Source organism: Pseudanabaena sp. UWO311 (genome assembly GCF_006937785.1).
In the GTDB taxonomy this organism is placed as follows: domain Bacteria; phylum Cyanobacteriota; class Cyanobacteriia; order Pseudanabaenales; family Pseudanabaenaceae; genus Pseudanabaena.
The window spans coordinates 301448-319704 of the sequence record NZ_SJEE01000001.1 but is presented as its reverse complement, the minus strand read 5'-3'; the positions used below and the strand labels follow the sequence as shown (position 1 = coordinate 319704).

Here is an 18257-nt window from a genome sequence, read left to right as displayed (position 1 = left end):
CAAATCCCGATTAAGCTTTCAGTCACTGACTTACAGTTTTGTTAGTAGTCGATGACTTTAGGCTTTTGAATTTTAACTTTTTTTGGTAGCTATATTGATTAAGTTTATAGCTATAAACTTGTACAGGATTATCAAATTACACCTTATCTATATAGATCACTCACTAAGATCGCTAAGTTTACTGATTCCAAATTCTTGATGGGATTCCAAAGCGAGATATTCTTCGTAGGTCATCAATAGGCGATCGCGTAAGGCAGCCATATGAATTTCCAAACTATCAGTTTAGGCGATCAAAATTTTAGCTCCCTCAGATTTGATTAACTCGTGAATCAGATCTAAGAGAGCTATTTTTTATTGTAAGTGCTTGCATCTAAATCCAAATCCCCTCACTTGGTAAATACTAATAGTAAATACGAAGCTAAGCGCTCAGAGCAGCAACATCTCTACGAGAATTATTGCTTTGAGGTTGAGCAAGCGGCGTGAGGCGAACTGCAATTGGTTGCATTGGTCGTGGCTCTGATGGTAATCCTGGAGCATAGGACTCTAGGACATGACCACTGCGAGTACACATTACTAATAGATAGTCACATGCGTCGCATTGAGTTTTGACTTGAGCAAGATAGGAGAGGTGGTGGCGTTCGGCGATCGCACCACAATTAGGGCAGCGTATAGATTCAATCATTTTGGTTAAGTCCTTCAATATATAGGTGAATTTAAATTAAGTATTTAGAAGAATTTGAGGTAACTGATTTATTAAAAATGTTTAATGAGCTTAGAACAGGTACATTATATTTCTTGATTATTAAGGATTTGTAATGGGTTCATCACAAGAAATGGCTAAATTTATTAGGATTTAAAAATTCGCTATGTCTTGTCAGAAGTATTTCTAAAGGAATAGTTAGAAATTTTAAATGAGTTTTGAAACTTATTTTCAGACAAGTATGTGCGAGATAAACTTATAACATCAATTTCAATCATGCATCGATTATAAGCATCAAAAATGGGGATCATTGCCAGATAGGCGATCCCCGCCTTGTAAATGGTGAGAACTAATTACTAGACCCTGCTTGGCAGTAGGGGAGTGATTGATGATTAAAAAATAGTTAAAGAATAATATTCAACATAAAAAGTCATATAAATCTTTACATGAATTGCATTGCTAATTGAATATAAATTTTTTTGAAGAAATCTCAATATTTTAAATGTTTCTTTACAATAGCAAAAAAGTTCAGTCAGCAATTAGCAATTTCAATCATGGAACCAATCTTCAGTGCAACGATCGCAGGAAAGCATTCCTGTTGATAAAAAGTCATCTTGCAAGTGTTCATCCTTACAAACGCATCGTCATGAATTCTTCAGCGGCGGTGGGATGCATCGCCATTGTGTTGTCAAGATCTTTTTTACAACCGCCCATTGTTACGACGAGCGACATGCCTTGAATGATTTCTGCGGCATCTTTGCCCACCATTTGTAGACCCAAAACCCGTTCTTCTTCGCCGACTACGATTAGTTTCATCATGGTTTTTGCTTCTCCGACCGCAAGGCTATAGAACATCGGCCGAAATTTAGTTTTATAAACTTTTACGCGATCGCCATACAGATCTCGTGCTTTTTCTTCAGATAGACCAACGGTAGCGGCTTCGGGCTGAGAGAAAACCGCTGAGGGAATATTGGTATGACTGATGAATCTGGGCGTATGACCATAGACCGTATCAGCAAAGGCGCGACCTTCTGCGATCGCAACAGGTGTTAGATTCACCCGATTGGTACAATCCCCGATCGCATAGATATGCGGTTGATTGGTGCAACTATCTTCTTTGACTGCGATCGCGCCATTAACAACTTCGATTCCTGCTTTTTCCAAGCTTAAAGGCGCGAGATTTGGTTTTCGACCTGTTGCTGCTAAAACGGTATCAACGGTGATTTGCTGCGCATTACCATCACCATCGTTAAAGGAAATTGTGAGTTCGTTCTCATTTTTAGAAATCGTGAGGGACTCGCTGTCAACACCAATATGAAAGTTAATGCCATGGCTAACCATACCTTCTTGAACATTGGTTCGCACATCGTTATCAAAGCCTTTTAAAATTGAATGATCGCGAATTATTTGCGTCACCTCAGCACCTAGCCCTTGCATGATTCCTGCAAACTCAGTACCGATATAACCTCCACCAATCACTGCAAAACGCTGTGGAAATTGCGGCAATAAAAACATCTCTTTGGAAGTAATGGCATATTCCATACCCGCTAAATTTGGCTTGGAGGCTTCACCTCCGACAGCGATCAGAATGCGTTCGGCAGTAAATTGGCGATCGCCTACCGCTACAGTATGCGCGTCCACAAATTTGGCAAATCCTGAAATTAGCTCGACATTACTTTTCTCTAAAAAACTAATGTGCAGTTTATTTAAGCGCAATACTTCGGTTTGAATAGCATCGCGGAGTTTGCTCCAGTCAAGCTTACCTGCGGGAATATCCCAGCCATAACCAGCCGCCTCTTGAGGAAAATGCGAAAAATGTGATGCATAGACCATGAGCTTTTTGGGTACGCAGCCACGAATCACACAAGTCCCCCCTACGAGGTCACCTTCTGCGATCGCAACTTTTGCGCCAAATGTGGCGGCACGTTTGGAGGCGGCAAGTCCACCACTGCCCGCCCCAATCACAAATAAATCGTAATCAAAATTTGTCATAATTTTTTCTCGTCTTTTTTGGTAAGTATAGATCTCCCCCAGCCCCCGTTAAAAAGCTCCCTTGTACTCAGCACACATCGCAAACGCCCTGCACTCAAGTGCGGGCTAAAAGCTAAAACCCGTTGAAACGGGTTGCAGCAATTCTCATTATAAAAATCGGTTTCATAATGAGAATTGCTGAACGGGTCGAATTTCTTCAGTCGGTTTCAACCGACTTTAGCTCTTAGCCCGCACTTGAGTGCAGGGCTACCCGCCTTACGAGTCAATTAAATTTAATAACTCTTCTTCAGAAAGACATTGCACACCCAAAGATTGTGCTTTTTCAAACTTAGAGCCAGCGTCGGCTCCAACAACTAGATAATTTGTTTTTTTGCTCACAGAGTCAGTTACTTTGCCGCCTGCGGATTGAATGAGCGCTTTAGCTTCATCTCGCTTTAGCGTTGGCAACGTCCCTGTGACCACAAAAGTTTTACCAGTGATATTAGGGTTTATAGCGATCGCCTGATTATCTTTCTTCTCGCATACGAACTGTAATCCTGACGCTTGTAAGCGCTGGATCAAGCTCTGATTAGCTTCTTTGCGAAACCATTCATAAATAGCTTGGGCGATTTCCTCACCGATACCAAAGATAGAAGCGATCGCTTCGGGCGTAGACCTTGCTAATAACTCCACATTCGGAAAATTATCCGCAATATTTTGAGCGTTTACGCTGCCCACATGCCTGATGCCCAAACCATAGAGGACTCGCGCCCAAGGCTTATTTTTGGATTGGGCGATCGCAGAAATGATCTTGTCGGCAGATTTTTGCCCCATGCGATCGAGGGTTTGTAACTGGTCACTAGTCAGATCGTAAAGATCGGCAACGGAAGTTATATGATTTTCAGTAACTAATTGCCTGACTAATTTCTCGCCAATTCCATTAATATCCAGCGCATCACGGCTGACCCAATGCTCGATCGCACCCCGCACGATCGCAGGACATTCTAAATTAATGCAACGGGTAGCCGCTTCGTTTTCGGGCTTAAAAACTGGTTGACTGCATTCAGGGCAGTGGGTGGGCATTACAAAACGAATTGCGCCATTAAGTCGCAATTCAGGCAGCACGCGCACTACTTCAGGAATAATCTCTCCAGCCTTTCGCACGATCGCCGTATCCCCAAGATGTAAATCTAGTTCGGCTAGGCGATCGCTATTATGCAGAGTTGCTCTTGAAACGGTTGTTCCCGCTAGCAAGACTGGACGTAACTCGGCAACTGGTGTGAGTGTGCCTGTACGACCTACTTGCACGGTAACAGATTCGATGATCGTGGGCATTTCTTCGGCGGGATATTTCCATGCGATCGCCCAACGGGGAGTCTTTTGGGTGAAACCGAGTTGTTCTTGTTGAGAGAAGTCATTCAGCTTCATCACCATCCCATCGGTCATATAGGGAAGTTTGAGCCGTTCCGTTGACCAAAAGTCATAGTACTCTTGCAATTCCTGTATGGACTTACAGAGTCGTTTATTTGGATTAACACGAAAGCCAATTGTTTGGAGGAATTCTAGAGCTTGCCATTGCGAAGAAATATCGGGCAGATTTTGCTTTGCAAAATCTGCCTGATTAATGTGGATAGTATAAGCAAAGAAATCAAGGCGGCGTTTGGCGACGATACGAGAATCGAGTTGACGGAGAGTTCCTGCGGCGGCGTTGCGGGGGTTGGCGAATAGGGCATCTCCCTGCTGCGATCGCTCTTGGTTAATTTCATCAAAAACAGCGATCGGTAAGAATGCTTCACCGCGAATTTCGAGGCGATCAGGTGGATTCTCTAAATTTAATCTTAAGGGAATGGAACGAATAGTTTTAATGTTAGGAGTGATGTCTTCGCCTGATGTACCATCGCCTCTAGTTGCTCCACGCACTAAGACCCCATGCTCATAGGTTAATGCGATCGCCGATCCGTCAATCTTCAATTCACAAACACTATCTAAAAACCCGTCAGGAAGTAAGCGGTACTTAGTGCCGCTTACTTCCTCTGCATTACTTGCTAATCCCTTTTGACATCTTTCTTGCCAAGCTTTTACATCACTAGAAATAAAGGCATTTTCTAAACTGAAAAGTGGAATGTGATGCTGAACTGATACAAACTGAGTAGTTGGTTTCTCGCCTACGCGCTGCGTGGGGCTGTCAGGAGTAATCAGTTGTGGATATTGCGCTTCAAGTGCTTGCAATTCCCGATAGAGCGCGTCATAAACTGAATCCTCCATAGTGGGAGCATCAAGGACATAGTACTCATAACTAGTGCGTTGCAGTACTTTGCGTAGTTCTAGTAACCTTGCTTGAATTTCAAGATTGGAAGAGATTTCAGTCACAATATTGCTGTATTACAAAACTTGATATGCTTAATTATATAGCAGTCGGCGATCTGTCTTATTTAGATGGATTTTTAATTGCGCCCATGAAGAGAATAGTGCCAGTTTGCTGATCGCTTATTGTAAAGAAAAATGGGCGATCAATAATCATCTGAGCACTCTCTGGTTCTGGTAAATTAAGCCCTCTAGTCATACCAACAGAAGTAACTGCCGCCGCTTCTGTTCCTTGCTCATTCACCTCGACAAAAGTTTTGTGGTTCACTTCATTGATAAAAGCTTTTTCGGATGAAAGATTACGGAAGTCTGCGGCTGGGCTAAAAGCAATTTGCATACCCATTTTTTGGAGGGTATTGATGAGATCAATGCCATATTCTATTTTAAAACGGGGTAATTGAACAAATACTTCCCTTTTCTCAAACTTATCTGACCAAACCTGCCAATTTTTTGCTTTTAATTGTTCTTGAAACTTGGTTAGATTAGATGTAGGCTTTGGTAAAAAGATATCCATGCTAAAGCGTGTAGATCGATAGGGAATCTTAATAGCTTGAAATTCTGGTGTGTCAAAATATAAATAGAAGCTATTATGTGACATTGCTGGATGTTGAATCTTTGTGCCATCATCTAAAGTAAATGGCTTTGGCTTAGTATTTGACTTATTAAAAGGCTTCCTCCATCCACTTTTGAAATATATAGCGTTAACCAAAATGATCGTAGTACTGCTATTCGTTTCCTCTATGATTTTACTGATTTTACCTTTAGTTATTTGTTTCACCCAATCATTGATGATGGTTGGTGCATTGCGATCGCTAAAGTCAAGATTGCTTAGTTTTGCTTGATAGTAGGTTTTTGTATTGTCAACAAACGATTGTTCTAAAGAAAAATCCTTATTTGCCCAAAGTGAGTTGGCAATGCTAATCTCAGTGCCTTTATCATTACTCAACAGCGATTTTTGTAATATTCGATTGAAGTTATTTACTTCACTAATCGCAATACCTTGCACCTCTAAAGTTCTCGCCATAGCGCTTTGAGTTTCTCCACTTGCGCCGTTATAGGTCATTGATAGGGCGAGCGATATGCTTAGAGGTGAAATAAATATATTCTTATTTGTTTTTTTTTAGCAATCCGATCAAATAGATTGAAACTAAAACGATTACTAGCCTCAATCAATCTAGTATCAAGATTTAATTGGCGATCACGTTCGAAATTTCTCGGCTTTTGGTTTGGAATGACCGCAATAGGTGATGATTGACTAATAGATAAAGCAGCCGAGCTATAACTATCTGAAGCAATTATTCCGATAAGTAATGAGACTAATAAACTAGTAGCAGCAATGCGATCGCAGTTTTTCATATAGAGGCATTCTAAGTTTTTAGCAAATATCATAATAAGCGATCGCCTATTAACTACAGGTACGTCACTTTGGCGTATATCTGTCGTCCAAACAAGTAAGAAGCCCTGCAATACGGAGTTTTTTGCTTATTTAGGATTTTTAATTGCACCCATGAAGATGATTGTGCCAGTTTGCCGATCGCTAATTGCAAAGAAAAATGGGCGATCGACGATCATCTGAAATGGAGATTCTTCAGAAGGCATTGCCGAAGTCACTTTCATCTCGATAGAAGTTGCTGCGGCTGCTTCTGTTCCTTCTTCATTGACTTCAACAAAGGTTTTATGCTTTACGTCTCCAATAAAGGCTTTAACGTTTGAGAGATTACGGAAATCTGCCTTGTCTGGATCGAACGCTATCGCCATATCCATATTTTGCAAGGCTGATTTGAGACTAGTCTCATATTCCACTTTAAAGCGCGGTAATTGAATCAAGCCTTCTTTGCGAGTGAATTTCGTTGACCATTCTTGCCAATTTTTTGCAGTCAATTGCTTCTGAAATTCTAAAAGATTTGATTTAGGCTTTGGCAAGAAAATCTCCATACTGAAGCGTCCAGTGCCATAGGGAAGACTAATCGCTTGAAATGTCGGTGCGTCGTAGTAGCGATACTCACCCGATCTCGACATGGCAGGATGTTGGATCTTTGCACCATCAGCAAGGGTAAAGGGCTGTGGCTTAGTGAGAGATTTTTCAAAGGGAGATTCCCATTTACCTTTAAAGTAAACTGCATTAATTAAAAACAGCATACTATCTGGCTCAATGCGATCGACGATTTTATCGATTTTGTCTTTGGTATTTTTCTTTACCCAAGCATTAATCGTATTTGCGGCATTAGGATCTTTAAAGTCAAGGTTGCTGATTTCGGCTTGATAGAATTCCTTCACTTTATTTAAAAAAGTCTGCTTTAATGCAATATCCTTTCGCGCCCAGAGTGAGTTCGCAATACTTAACTCGACGTTTGTATCGCCATTAGCTAATAATTGTTGGATATTCCAATTGAAGTCATTCACCTCATCGATTTTGATGTTTTGCAATTCTAAAGCCTTAGCGATCGCCTCTTGGGTTTCACCACTCGCACCGTTATAGGTCATCGATAAGGCGATCGCTACACTCGAAGGTGAGATAAATATATTTTTTTTGGGATCTTGCTTAGCAAGGCGATCGAATAGATTAAATCCAAAACTGGTACTTGATTCAACTAATCGATCATCAAGTTTTACTTTGCGATTATTTGGGCGATTATCAATAATTGGTTTTGGAGATTCAGCGATATTAGTTGGCGCTGGACTCACTGTGCTAATTAGTGAAACTTGAGGATTACGAGTGTCTGGGACTGCACATCCTATTAAGGCTAAAGCTAACAGACTAATGAGCGTGGCTCGATAACAAGTGTTCATAATGCTGATTTTAAGATGTCTATATTTCTATGTTTTTAGTTTAGGACATAATTTGCGATCGCTTATCGCTGTTACATTTTCTGTAACTCAATAATGATTGCCAAAACTAAAAAGCTATTTGCTCTTGCTCAGAAAAATGTATATTTACTTTGTACCTTATTAAGAGAGATTTATGGGAACTTGGGCTGTTGATTCCTTTGGGAATGATGATGCTTGTGACTGGACATATGAATTGGAGAAAGTTAGTGACCTCTCGCCAGTTGAAGAAGCTTTAAATGCAGTACTTAATTCTGGTGAAGAAGGTGTTGAGGCTTCTGAAGCAACCGAGGCGATTGCTGCGATCGAAGTTATTGCTCGTTTACAAGGCAATTGGGGTAAACGCAGTGCTTATTCCGAGAGGCTTGACAATTGGGTTGAAACCAACAAAATTCTGCCCTCAACCGCTTTAGTTCAGAAGGCTCATTTAGCGATCGATCTCATTCTTGATGAAAATTCTGAATTGAATGAATTATGGCAAGAAACTGAAGACTACGAAGCTTGGTTAGCCTCTGTCTCTGAATTAAAGAATCGCGTCAATTTATAAAATTTCATCATTTTTGAAGTTAGATATGGATATGGATTACATAGTTCGAGAATTGACAATAGAAGATGAGCCAATCTTATGGACGATGTTGATGTATGCTGCCCATGAAGACTCCCTTAAATCTGTGCAAAGTCAGCCGATTCTCGCTCGCTATGTCGCGGGATGGGGCAGGCTAGGCGATATGGGTGCTGTGGCATTTATGAATGAAAATGCGTTCGCCGCCGCTTGGCTCCGATTGTGGGCAGATGATGATCGAGGATTTGGTTGTATTGACCCCGCTATTCCAGAATTAGCGATCGCGGTGTTGCCTGAATATCGAGGTAATGGGGTTGGTAGTAGATTGCTAAAGCAAGTTTTAGAACTGTCTCAAGGTTTATTTCCTGCGGTGAGTCTGAGTGTTCGAGCAGATAATCCAGTGGTGAATTTATATCAACGGGTGGGGTTTGTGAAAGTGGAAGATAGCGAAACTGTCAATCGGGTTGGCGATATCTCTTTTAATATGGTCTATAGACATATCGGAAAATAGAATATTTGAGGTTGATCATGGAATTGTAGGGGCAAAGCATTCCCTTCACAATCTATAAATTTTGCGATCGCCATAATTTGAGAATCCTATGCCCAAAACCTCAAAACACAAAGACATGATATCTGTGAAAGCATTGAGGGCATAGCATTTGCAGATCGAGATTGTTGTTGTGTGTTTAAAAATTGTGGCGTAAATGCTATGCTCCCTCTACTGGATTCTTACTCAATGAAATGATATTGATCTAGTGAGATAATATCGACTATAGACAACTTGGCTTTACTTAATGAACCAAACAAGGTTTGATGCTTTGATCATTGGCAGCGGTGCTGCTGGACTTTATACTGCGCTTCGACTTACAGATTTAGCACCAAACTGGCGGATTGGTTTAGTGACTAAGGATAATTTGTCAACTTCGGCTAGTGACTGGGCGCAAGGTGGGATTGCCGCAGTTATCGACAAAAATGATGCGCCTCAGTTTCATGGCAAAGACACATTAGCCGCTGGGGTTGGCTTATGTGAAACCGAGGCGGTAGATGTATTAGTTAACGCCGCACCTCGACAAATTCAGCAATTAATCGCCTTGGGCGTAGACTTCGATCGCGATGAAGATGGTAGCCTTGCCCTCACCTTAGAAGCTGCTCACTCAAGACGTAGAGTATTGCACTCGGCAGATACAACAGGTCGAGCGTTGGTGTCAAAGCTTGCCGACGCAGTACTCCAGAATCCTAGTATTCAGGTTTTGAGTACAACCCTAGTTTTAGATTTGTATATGGAAAAGGGACGTTGTGGCGGTGTTTTTTATTTAGATCAGGAACAGGAAATTAGTTGTTTAAGTTCGCCAGTGGTAGTCTTGGCAACAGGTGGCGGTGCTCAAGTATTTTCGCAAAATACCAATCCACCCTCAAGCACGGGAGATGGTGTCGCGATCGCATGGCGTGCAGGAGCTGTAATTCGAGATATGGAATTTGTGCAGTTTCATCCAACTGCTCTCGCTTTGCCTAAAGCTCCCAGATTTCTCATCAGTGAAGCAGTACGTGGGGAAGGAGCACATTTGATCGATCATCAAGGCGATCGATTTGCTTTTAGTTATCATCCAAAGGGTGAGCTAGCACCTAGAGATGTTGTTAGTCGCGCCATATTTAACCATCTTCAGAAGACCAAGGAACCTACAGTATTTCTCGATTTACAAGCAATTCCCAAAGAGAGAATCGCTCATCGCTTTCCCAATATCATCAAAATCTGTCAGCAATGGCAAATTGATATTTTCTCTACACCGATTCCTGTGACACCCGCAGCTCATTACTGTATGGGAGGTATTGCCGTGGATTCCTATGGAGCCACTTCCATCAGCGGACTCTATGCTGTTGGTGAAACGGCAAGCACGGGCGTACATGGAGCTAATCGCTTAGCGAGTAATTCTCTCTTAGAATGCTTTGTGTTTGGAGAACGTTTAGCAGAGCAGGTCTGTTCACAGCAAACGCAGATTTTTAATGTTCCGAAGGCGATCGCACCCAAACTAGAAGATCATAATCATTCGGCAACTATTCAACAAATTAAATCTGGAATTCAAAATCTGAGTTGGCAAGCGGCAGGAATCTGTCGAGTCCAAGCTGATTTAGAAATTGCTTTAAATCAAATTTTGGCATGGCAATTCGAGTTAGTTGAACTAGCTGAACCTTCACGCCTATGGATCGAAACCCGTAATCTGGCTGACTATGCATATTTGTTAATGCGATCGGCTCTATTTCGCACCGAAAGTCGCGGCGCTCATTATCGTTCCGATTTCCCTGATACTGATCCTAATTGGCAGCTACACACAATTATCGAAGGTCAAGAAATCAGGCGTTCACCTGCTTTGTTATAACGCAAGCAACCCAAGAACTAAAGTTCTTGGCTAAAAACTCAAGGCTGCTGAAGCAGACTAAAGAATACTTCTAATTAACCCGTTTCAACGGGTTTGAGCTTTCAGCCCGCACTTGAGTGCAGGGCTACTGCTTTGCTGATCAAATTGTTAAAGTAACAGCAATGCGAAAACCTGTGCTGCGATCGCCTTGACTTGTTGCATTTCGGGAACGCTTAGCCGAACGACAATAATGAGCAGGATCGCGCCAAGAGCCTCCACGGATTACTCGACAACTGAGATCACCTCCTTGAGTCCAAGCACTGCCATCCTTGGGCAAAAGGTCATAATCGTCATGCCAATTATCTGCACACCATTCCCAAACATTTCCATGCATATCATGTAAACCAAAGCCATTGGCAGGATAAGTCCCAACTTCAGATGTTGAGGAATTACTGACACCTTGTGGTGCGTATTTGTAGGGACTTGCACTATTATAATTAGCCAAATTTGCAGCGATCGTTTCCCCAAAACCAAAAGCTGTTAACGTTCCTGCTCGACAAGCATATTCCCATTCCGATTCACTGGGCAAGCGATAGGGGCGACCAGTTCGCTCTGCTAGTTTCTGACAAAAAAGCTGGGTGTCATCCCAAGTCACAGTTTCCACAGGGCGATCGCTATTGCCTATAAAAATTGCAGGATTATTATCCATCAATATTTTCCATTGCCTTTGTGTGATTGGAAATCGAGACATAAAGAATGGGGGGATGTTCACGATATGGCGTGGACTTTCTTCCTCGCTATGTTCTAACTCATTGATCGGCGACCCAATCTGAAATCTTCCTGCGGGGATGAATACCATCTCCAGCCCAATCGGTTTACCTTGAATATTACCGAGATTCTCAATATAAATTCTTCCAGTTTTTTGTCTTGTGCTAATTTGCAACTGATTTTGAGTTAATTTGTTAATCGCATTCCGATTAACTGTAACTATGGCTGTCTCAAATGAAAATTGAGATAACGACGGTGCGATCGCTTGAGTTGGTTGAGATTTGGGTGGAGCGATCGGAGTAATCAGTGTTTTCGCACCTGCTTTCAAGTAAGTTGGTCTTTGGAATCTTGGTCTATTCGATTGCGAGGATGATGAAGTTAAATTTTTCAGATCGCTTAACACTGCTTGAGCCGTCTGATAGCGATGACTTGGAGCTGAGGCAATCATGCGATCTAAAACCTGACCAAGGACAGGGCTAATGGAAGTGTTTTCTAAAAAATCACGCCAAATCCAAGTTCCGTCGATATCCATTAACTCAAATGGTGACACATTAGTCAGCAGATGGATACAGGTCACACCCAAACTATAGAGATCACTAGCAAATATTGCTTTCCCTCGCATTTGTTCTGGGGCAACATACACTGCACTCCCGATGCGGGTTCCTGTCTCCATCATTGCGGCTGCCGTCACGAATTTTGCTGCGCCAAAATCAACTAACACATGATTACCAGTCGCCATGGAGTTAGATAAAGAGCCAGAGGTGCTGGGCGATCGCCTACGGATAATATTTTCGGGCTTGATATCTCGATGGATTACGTTGCGATCGTGTATAAATTGCAGAACTGGCAGTAAGTCTGCCAACAGCATCCGAATTTTGGCTTCACTAAAAGCTCCCTGTTCTCGAAGTTCCTTTAACAGATCCTGCCCATCAACAAATTCTTGGATCAGATATTGGCAACCATCATGTTCCAAATGGGCGAATAATGTCGGTATTTGTGGATGTTTGCCCAAGTCATCAAGGCGAATAGCTTCCTGTTGAAATAATTCGGCTGCTTTCACTGCGCTACTGAGATCAGCAGGAAAGAACTGTTTAATGACACAGTGTGGCTGAGAAGGCAGAGCTTCATCAATACCAATAAAAGCTCTGCCAAAGCCACCTTGCCCAAGAATTTTCAACGCCCGATAGCGATCGCCAATCTTTAGCTTTGAGCCACATTGACTACAAAAACTAAGTCTGGGATCTGAATTTTGAAAATTGCAGTTAGGGTTGAGGCATTGACTCATGGTTGCAACTATTGCTCAGGAAGAGAATCCATCTTGGCAAAGCCAATCACTTGCATTTTTCCTTCTGTAAGTTCTAGTTTGAGAACTCGCGCTGTGATGCCTTTGCTTTCTAATTGCCGCAAATCTAAGACTTTATTCAATCCTTCTGTAAAAGCTCTGGCAATGCGATCGGGCACTGGCGTTCCTGCCAATTCAATTTTAGGATTGATAATTTGTAGTTTGGTTCCTCCAATAGTCTTTATCTGCGCATTCACGGAGACATCGAGACTTGTGACTTTAGGCTTAGTTGCTGTTGGTTGCGATTTTAATGTGGCTGAGAGGCGAATATGATCGCCTTCCAAAAAAGTAACTTCTGGATTGATTAGATCAAGAATTTCGGGATTTTTATTAGTTCCAGTAATATCAATGCTGAGATTTCTAAAGGAAGGTTGAACGTTTGGCGATCGCAAAGCCGTATTAATATCTTCGGAACGCAAAACGACACGCGCAGCAGCCTGCAACGGACGACGCAAGACAATTTTGCCAGATTGTAACAAGTTAGGGTCGATGCTAATCGGATCAGTTTCCAGATCCACCTGATCAATTCGCAAAAATTCTAAAACGTAAACTCCACGACCTGCAACACGGATGCGATCGACGTTACCCAAAAGAATCTGATAGTTAGGAGCATTATCAACTCGTACTTCTAGGACATCAGCCCGTACGATTTGCCCACGCAAAAAGTCCGTCGCAACTTTATCAATTGCAATTCCTGGTGCGCCTGCTAAACCTAAAACCGTGGTGAGTAACCCAGCAAATAATTCCATAAAAAGGAGATGAGTAACTATGTGATCATAAACCAAAACCCAGAAATTAAAAGCGACGCTATGCGTCGCTTTTAATTTCTGGGTTTTAATACCAATTCACAAAAGTGTCGCGACACTTTTGTGAATTGGTATTAAAACCCCATAAGGGTTTTAAAAACACAAAATGGCGTAGCCATTTTGTGTTTTGGTATAAGAGAGCAAAGCGCTATATTTTTTTATAGCTATTTCCAAGATGGGCGGCGCAATTTTTTGAAGCAACAAAGAACTTTGGGAGTATAAGTCCATGCAAATTCGGGTGGCAGTAGAGGCTGATTTATCCGCAATTATTCAAATTTATAATGCGGCTATTCCTAGTCGTCTTGCCACTGCCGATCTCGAACCAATCTCAGTTGAGAGCCGTCGCACTTGGTTCAGATCGCATGAAGATCGCTATCCTGTTTGGGTGATCACAATCGGCGATCGCAATATTCAAAGCGATCAAAATGAGAAGATCATTGGCTGGTTAAGCTTGCAGATGTTTTATGGTCGCCCTGCCTATCACAAAACTGCCGAGGTAAGCATTTATATAGATCCGATGTTTCAAGGCAAGGGAATCGGCAAAAAGTTGCTTAGTCATGCGATCGCCCAATGCCCTAAGTTGAATATTACTAAATTGGTCGGATTTGTATTTGCCCATAATGCCGCCAGTCGTCGTCTATTTGAAAGATTAGGCTTTACGGAATGGGGCTTTTTGCCAGAAATCGCTGAATTAGATGGCATCGATCAAAGCTTAGTGATTTTTGGCAAAATTATTTAAAGGAATAGCGATTTTGTTAGTCATGCAGCGTGGGCGCAAAGCTCCCACAACACAGTTACCTAAAACCCAAAAGAGAGTTGCGGTGTTTCGCGCCGCAACTCTCTTTTTTTTGCTAGACCTATAACAATGGAAAGAAATGCCCGACTGGCCCCTGTCCTTTTCCGATCGCTAAAGCATATTTCAAAGCCTCAGTCACATAGTTCTTCGCATCCACCACAGACTGAAACCGTGATTTCCCTAATGCTAGATTTGCAGCGATCGCAGCGGACAGAGTGCATCCAGTTCCATGAGTATGTATAGTTTCAATCACTTCAGTCCGCAACACCTCAAGGCGATCGCCATCAAACCACACATCAACTGCTTTGAGATCGCCTGACATGCCACCACCTTTCACCAGTACTGATCGCGCTCCTAATTTATAGATTCTCTGAGCCGCAGCTTGCATATCTTCCAGCGTATGAATTTCCATCCCAGCAAGAATTTGCGCCTCATAGCGATTAGGCGTTGCGATCGCGGCAAGGGGAATTAGCGTCTCACCCATGGTTTTCACAGCATCATCATCAATTAACTGAGCCCCAGTCCGCGAAACCATCACAGGATCAACTACCACATTCCCAAAACCAAAAGCAACTAGCTTTTTGGCAACAGTTTTAATAATCTCTTGATTGAGCAACATTCCCGTTTTGATCGCCCCAATCCGCATATCGATCATCACAGTTTCAAATTGTGCTGTCACAGACTCCACTGACAACGCATCTACCCTTGTTACGCCTTGCGTATTTTGAGCAGTTACACAAGTAAGTACGCTAGTGCCATGCACCAGATGAAAAGCAAAAGTACGGAGGTCAGCTTGTATCCCCGCGCCACCCCCACTATCAGAACCCGCGATCGTCATTGCGATCGGTATTTGCGAACCATCAAAACTTGTCATATTCGATATCAAGCAATAATTAATAGATATTACAGCGCTTTAAGCTCAAACCCGAACCGAAACTTTTAAAAAAGTGTTGCTTTGCAACACTTTTTTAAAAGTTTCGGTTCGTTTGATCGGAAATTACTGTCAGTATAAAACTCAGAGATTAGAGGAGAAGCAAAGCACCACCTCTAATCTCTGAGTTTTAAATTGCTATATGATTTATTCAACCTGTAGACTGACTTGTTATGCAAAAAAATCATCCGACTTATACGCAAGAACAGATTTCAGCTTGGTTTCGAGGACTCATGAGCATTGCCCTTGCAGACAATGAGTACAGTGAGCAAGAGCGCACCCTCTTTGATCAAATTAGTCATAGCGAAGAATGGGGCGAAGAAGTAACCGTCTCTAATTTTGAACCGATTAGTGCTCAAGACTTGGCTGATGCATTGGGTAGCGATCGCAAGGTAGGCGAAAACTTTTTACGGATGGCAGTGATGATGGCACTTGCCGATGGTAAATACACGGATACAGAAGATTGCATTATTCAAGAATTTTGCAAAGCGCTAAAACAAGAAATCAAGCCAATTAATGATTTACGGCAAAAACTAGAATCATCATCTCACCACGAAGAACATCATCCAAATCTGTTAGAGCCTGTCAAAGAATGGCTCGATCATATGGATATTCATGATTCCCGCCTTGCGAATTTAATTTGTAAAGTCGTTCCTGCTCAATGTCCCTTTGAGCGCGATATAGTTCTATTTGGACGCAAGATCATGCATATTCCTGCTATGTGCGAGATTAATCCTCTATACGATCAACTGGTAGGTTTACGGTTTCGATCGCTAAGTTATCTTGCTGACAAAGGCGAAGATGTATCAAAATATTGCTAATCAAGGGGGCGATAGCCCTATTTATAAGGTAGGCATAGGCGGCGCTTAGCGCCGCCTATGCCTACCTTTTTCTCACTAAAAAGGGGCGCTAAGCGCCCCTTTGATTTTTCTGGATTTTATGAAAGCGTAAAACGCTATAGTATTTACTGGTTTTACTAGCAGCCACCATAAAAAAATGCCCAGAGAACTAAAAAGCGCCAAAAACGAAGAAGATAACAGTGATGTTTCGCCCAACGTATTGCGAGTTGTTTTATCTTTTAGGCGCTGGGGCTGGACAGCTTTTTGGACACAAGTAGTTTTGTGCGTAGTTTCATCGGTAGTGCTATTACAACTTTTTTTGTTTCCTAGGGCTGGAACAATTAGTCCTACAGGATTAGATACTAGCCCTGCCTCACTACCGGGACTTAGCTTTGCTTGGGTTGGTGTAGCTGTGCTAGGTGCAAGTATTTTCTGGAATTTCCGTTATACGCAAATGGCGAAAAAGCTGCGATCGCCTGATCGTCCAACTAAAAGCCAGACCGTATTTCAAATCAAAATTGGATTGATTATTAATCTGATTGGCATGTTTGTTACTTTACTAGGAGCCTTTGCAATTATTGGTGCATTAACGCTTAGAGCAGGACAAGGACAAGCAATATTACCTGGTGCAGGTAGCTTTAACTCTGTAATTCAGCCCCTCGATTTCCAAATTATTCAAGCTAGTTTTAATATTATTTTTGCCCATTTTGTTGGCTTAGTCTGCTCACTCTTACTGCTCAACCGTGCTACTGACAAACCAAATCGAGAATAAAAAGAAACCCTCAAAAAGCGGGTTTCTTTTTATTCTCGATTTGTAGACTAAGTATAGCCTTAGCCACTTTTATCAAGACAAATCAAAACCCAAATAGTGAGAGGCGGCGCGAAGCGCCGCCTCTCACTATTTGGGTTTTAAGTCCTAACAAGAATGGCGACAGCTATATAATAAATATAAAGAAATGTAAATAGTGGCGAAACTGATGGAGTGGAAGCAAATCGAAGAAAATTGGGTGTTGACACCGCCCAAGCCCAAAGGCGTAATTCACTTTTTGGGAGGTGCATTTTTTGCGGCTGCGCCCCATGTTACCTACGGTCGCGTGCTAGAGCAACTTGCCAAAAATAATTACGCGATCGTCGCTACCCCATTTCTGAATAATACTTTCGACCACCGTCAGATTGCTCGTGAAGTCAACACCTCATTTCGGAAAGCCCGCAGCAAACTCTTTCTTGATTATTTCCCAGTATTTGGCATGGGTCACAGCATGGGCTGCAAAATCCATCTATTGATTAATAGTCTCTATAAACCCGCTCGTGCTGGCAATATTTACATCGCCTACAACAACTACAGCGCCGATCGCTCGATTCCATTTTTTAAGGAACTCGCAGGCACGATTCCCGAAATGTCATCAATGGAGTTTACGCCCACCCCAAAGGAAACTGAGCAACTAGTCACCGCCAATTATCAGACTGCAAATAACTTATTAGTCAAATTTGTAGACGATAGCATTGATGAAATCTCGACCCTTTCCCAACTACTCACCCAAAAATTCCCTAAAACCGTCAGCTTGCAGACCCTCGAAGGGACTCACCTCACTTCCATGGGTATCGACATGAAATGGCAAGCTGGTTCTAGTTTCTCGGCGATCGATGCGATCGCGCAATGGGTCAAGCAGGAAATGCACAAAAATAACCAGAGCCTTGAACTAGTCTTGCTAGCATGGCTAGCTAAGCAAGCTCAGTAAAAATATGGCGGTACTTTGTGCTGCTTCAATTATTCTTAAAGGCAGTGTTTCGCGCTGCCTTAGCTTTTATCACTACAGCAATGAGTAAAAATACTCTAATGAAATTGACGGTCAACTTAACAACAAATTCAGATCAAATCGATTGATTCTGTATTGATATATAAGTCATTAGGATTTCTAATATTTTTTTAATCTTATTAAGATTACTGACTATTAATATTAGTTTTTGTATCATTATGTATCGTATCAGTACAAAAAC

At 42.1% G+C, this 18257-nt stretch carries 16 protein-coding genes; 7 read left to right on the top strand and 9 right to left on the bottom strand.

The features are described from left to right. Positions 1 to 418: 418 nt before the first annotated feature. The 6 genes from PseudUWO311_RS01500 to PseudUWO311_RS01475 all read right to left on the bottom strand — a co-directional run bounded on the left by PseudUWO311_RS01500 (position 419) and on the right by PseudUWO311_RS01475 (position 7825). A complete protein-coding gene (locus PseudUWO311_RS01500; RefSeq protein ID WP_142653325.1) occupies positions 419 to 682 on the bottom strand; it encodes a hypothetical protein in 264 nt (87 codons plus the stop codon). Positions 683 to 1330: 648 nt separating this feature from the next. Beyond that, complete coding sequence (gorA, locus tag PseudUWO311_RS01495; protein ID WP_142653324.1) at positions 1331 to 2692, bottom strand: glutathione-disulfide reductase; 1362 nt, start codon at positions 2690 to 2692, stop codon at positions 1331 to 1333. Positions 2693 to 2947: 255 nt separating this feature from the next. Further along, positions 2948 to 5044, bottom strand: coding sequence for an NAD-dependent DNA ligase LigA (gene ligA, locus PseudUWO311_RS01490; RefSeq protein WP_411729370.1), 2097 nt, complete (start codon positions 5042 to 5044; stop codon positions 2948 to 2950). A 55-nt stretch (positions 5045 to 5099) separates the two neighbouring features. Then, a complete protein-coding gene (locus tag PseudUWO311_RS01485; RefSeq protein ID WP_263402885.1) occupies positions 5100 to 6098 on the bottom strand; it encodes a serpin family protein in 999 nt (332 codons plus the stop codon). A 20-nt stretch (positions 6099 to 6118) separates the two neighbouring features. Beyond that, positions 6119 to 6391 (bottom strand): hypothetical protein, encoded by a 273-nt coding sequence (locus PseudUWO311_RS01480; protein ID WP_142653321.1) that lies wholly within the window; start codon positions 6389 to 6391, stop codon positions 6119 to 6121. Positions 6392 to 6517: 126 nt separating this feature from the next. Continuing rightward, positions 6518 to 7825, bottom strand: coding sequence for a serpin family protein (locus PseudUWO311_RS01475; protein WP_142653320.1), 1308 nt, complete (start codon positions 7823 to 7825; stop codon positions 6518 to 6520). A 172-nt stretch (positions 7826 to 7997) separates the two neighbouring features. Here PseudUWO311_RS01475 and PseudUWO311_RS01470 point away from each other — a divergent pair, with 172 nt between their 5' ends. The 3 genes from PseudUWO311_RS01470 (at position 7998) to nadB (ending at position 10798) form a co-directional block, all read left to right on the top strand. Then, positions 7998 to 8408, top strand: coding sequence for a DUF4259 domain-containing protein (locus tag PseudUWO311_RS01470; RefSeq protein ID WP_142653319.1), 411 nt, complete (start codon positions 7998 to 8000; stop codon positions 8406 to 8408). Between the two features lie 31 nt (positions 8409 to 8439). Then, positions 8440 to 8934: a GNAT family N-acetyltransferase gene (locus PseudUWO311_RS01465; protein ID WP_142653318.1), complete on the top strand. Its 495-nt coding sequence runs from the start codon at positions 8440 to 8442 to the stop codon at positions 8932 to 8934. Positions 8935 to 9217: 283 nt separating this feature from the next. Continuing rightward, the gene (gene nadB / locus PseudUWO311_RS01460; RefSeq protein ID WP_142653317.1) at positions 9218 to 10798 is read left to right on the top strand and encodes an L-aspartate oxidase; all 1581 of its coding nucleotides are present in this window, start codon (positions 9218 to 9220) and stop codon (positions 10796 to 10798) included. Between the two features lie 139 nt (positions 10799 to 10937). On the opposite strand, the gene PseudUWO311_RS01455 is transcribed toward nadB, so the two are convergent. Both PseudUWO311_RS01455 and PseudUWO311_RS01450 read right to left on the bottom strand, forming a co-directional pair. Then, a complete protein-coding gene (locus PseudUWO311_RS01455) occupies positions 10938 to 12830 on the bottom strand; it encodes a bifunctional serine/threonine-protein kinase/formylglycine-generating enzyme family protein (protein ID WP_142653316.1) in 1893 nt (630 codons plus the stop codon). Positions 12831 to 12838: 8 nt separating this feature from the next. Next, positions 12839 to 13636, bottom strand: a complete 798-nt coding sequence (locus tag PseudUWO311_RS01450; RefSeq protein ID WP_142653315.1) for a DUF2993 domain-containing protein — start codon at positions 13634 to 13636, stop codon at positions 12839 to 12841. 283 nt (positions 13637 to 13919) lie between these two features. On the opposite strand from PseudUWO311_RS01450, the gene PseudUWO311_RS01445 reads away from it, so the two are divergent. Continuing rightward, complete coding sequence (locus PseudUWO311_RS01445; protein ID WP_142653314.1) at positions 13920 to 14432, top strand: GNAT family N-acetyltransferase; 513 nt, start codon at positions 13920 to 13922, stop codon at positions 14430 to 14432. Between the two features lie 118 nt (positions 14433 to 14550). Here the strand turns inward: PseudUWO311_RS01445 and thiD are convergent, their stop codons facing one another. Beyond that, positions 14551 to 15363, bottom strand: coding sequence for a bifunctional hydroxymethylpyrimidine kinase/phosphomethylpyrimidine kinase (gene thiD, locus PseudUWO311_RS01440; protein WP_223807396.1), 813 nt, complete (start codon positions 15361 to 15363; stop codon positions 14551 to 14553). A 230-nt stretch (positions 15364 to 15593) separates the two neighbouring features. On the opposite strand from thiD, the gene PseudUWO311_RS01435 reads away from it, so the two are divergent. The 3 genes from PseudUWO311_RS01435 (at position 15594) to PseudUWO311_RS01425 (ending at position 17998) form a co-directional block, all read left to right on the top strand. After that, positions 15594 to 16241 (top strand): Mo-dependent nitrogenase C-terminal domain-containing protein, encoded by a 648-nt coding sequence (locus PseudUWO311_RS01435; protein ID WP_142653313.1) that lies wholly within the window; start codon positions 15594 to 15596, stop codon positions 16239 to 16241. A 175-nt stretch (positions 16242 to 16416) separates the two neighbouring features. After that, positions 16417 to 17031, top strand: a complete 615-nt coding sequence (locus tag PseudUWO311_RS01430; RefSeq protein WP_142653312.1) for a DUF3611 family protein — start codon at positions 16417 to 16419, stop codon at positions 17029 to 17031. A 205-nt stretch (positions 17032 to 17236) separates the two neighbouring features. Beyond that, complete coding sequence (locus PseudUWO311_RS01425) at positions 17237 to 17998, top strand: DUF1350 family protein (RefSeq protein WP_142653311.1); 762 nt, start codon at positions 17237 to 17239, stop codon at positions 17996 to 17998. Positions 17999 to 18257: the final 259 nt, after the last annotated feature.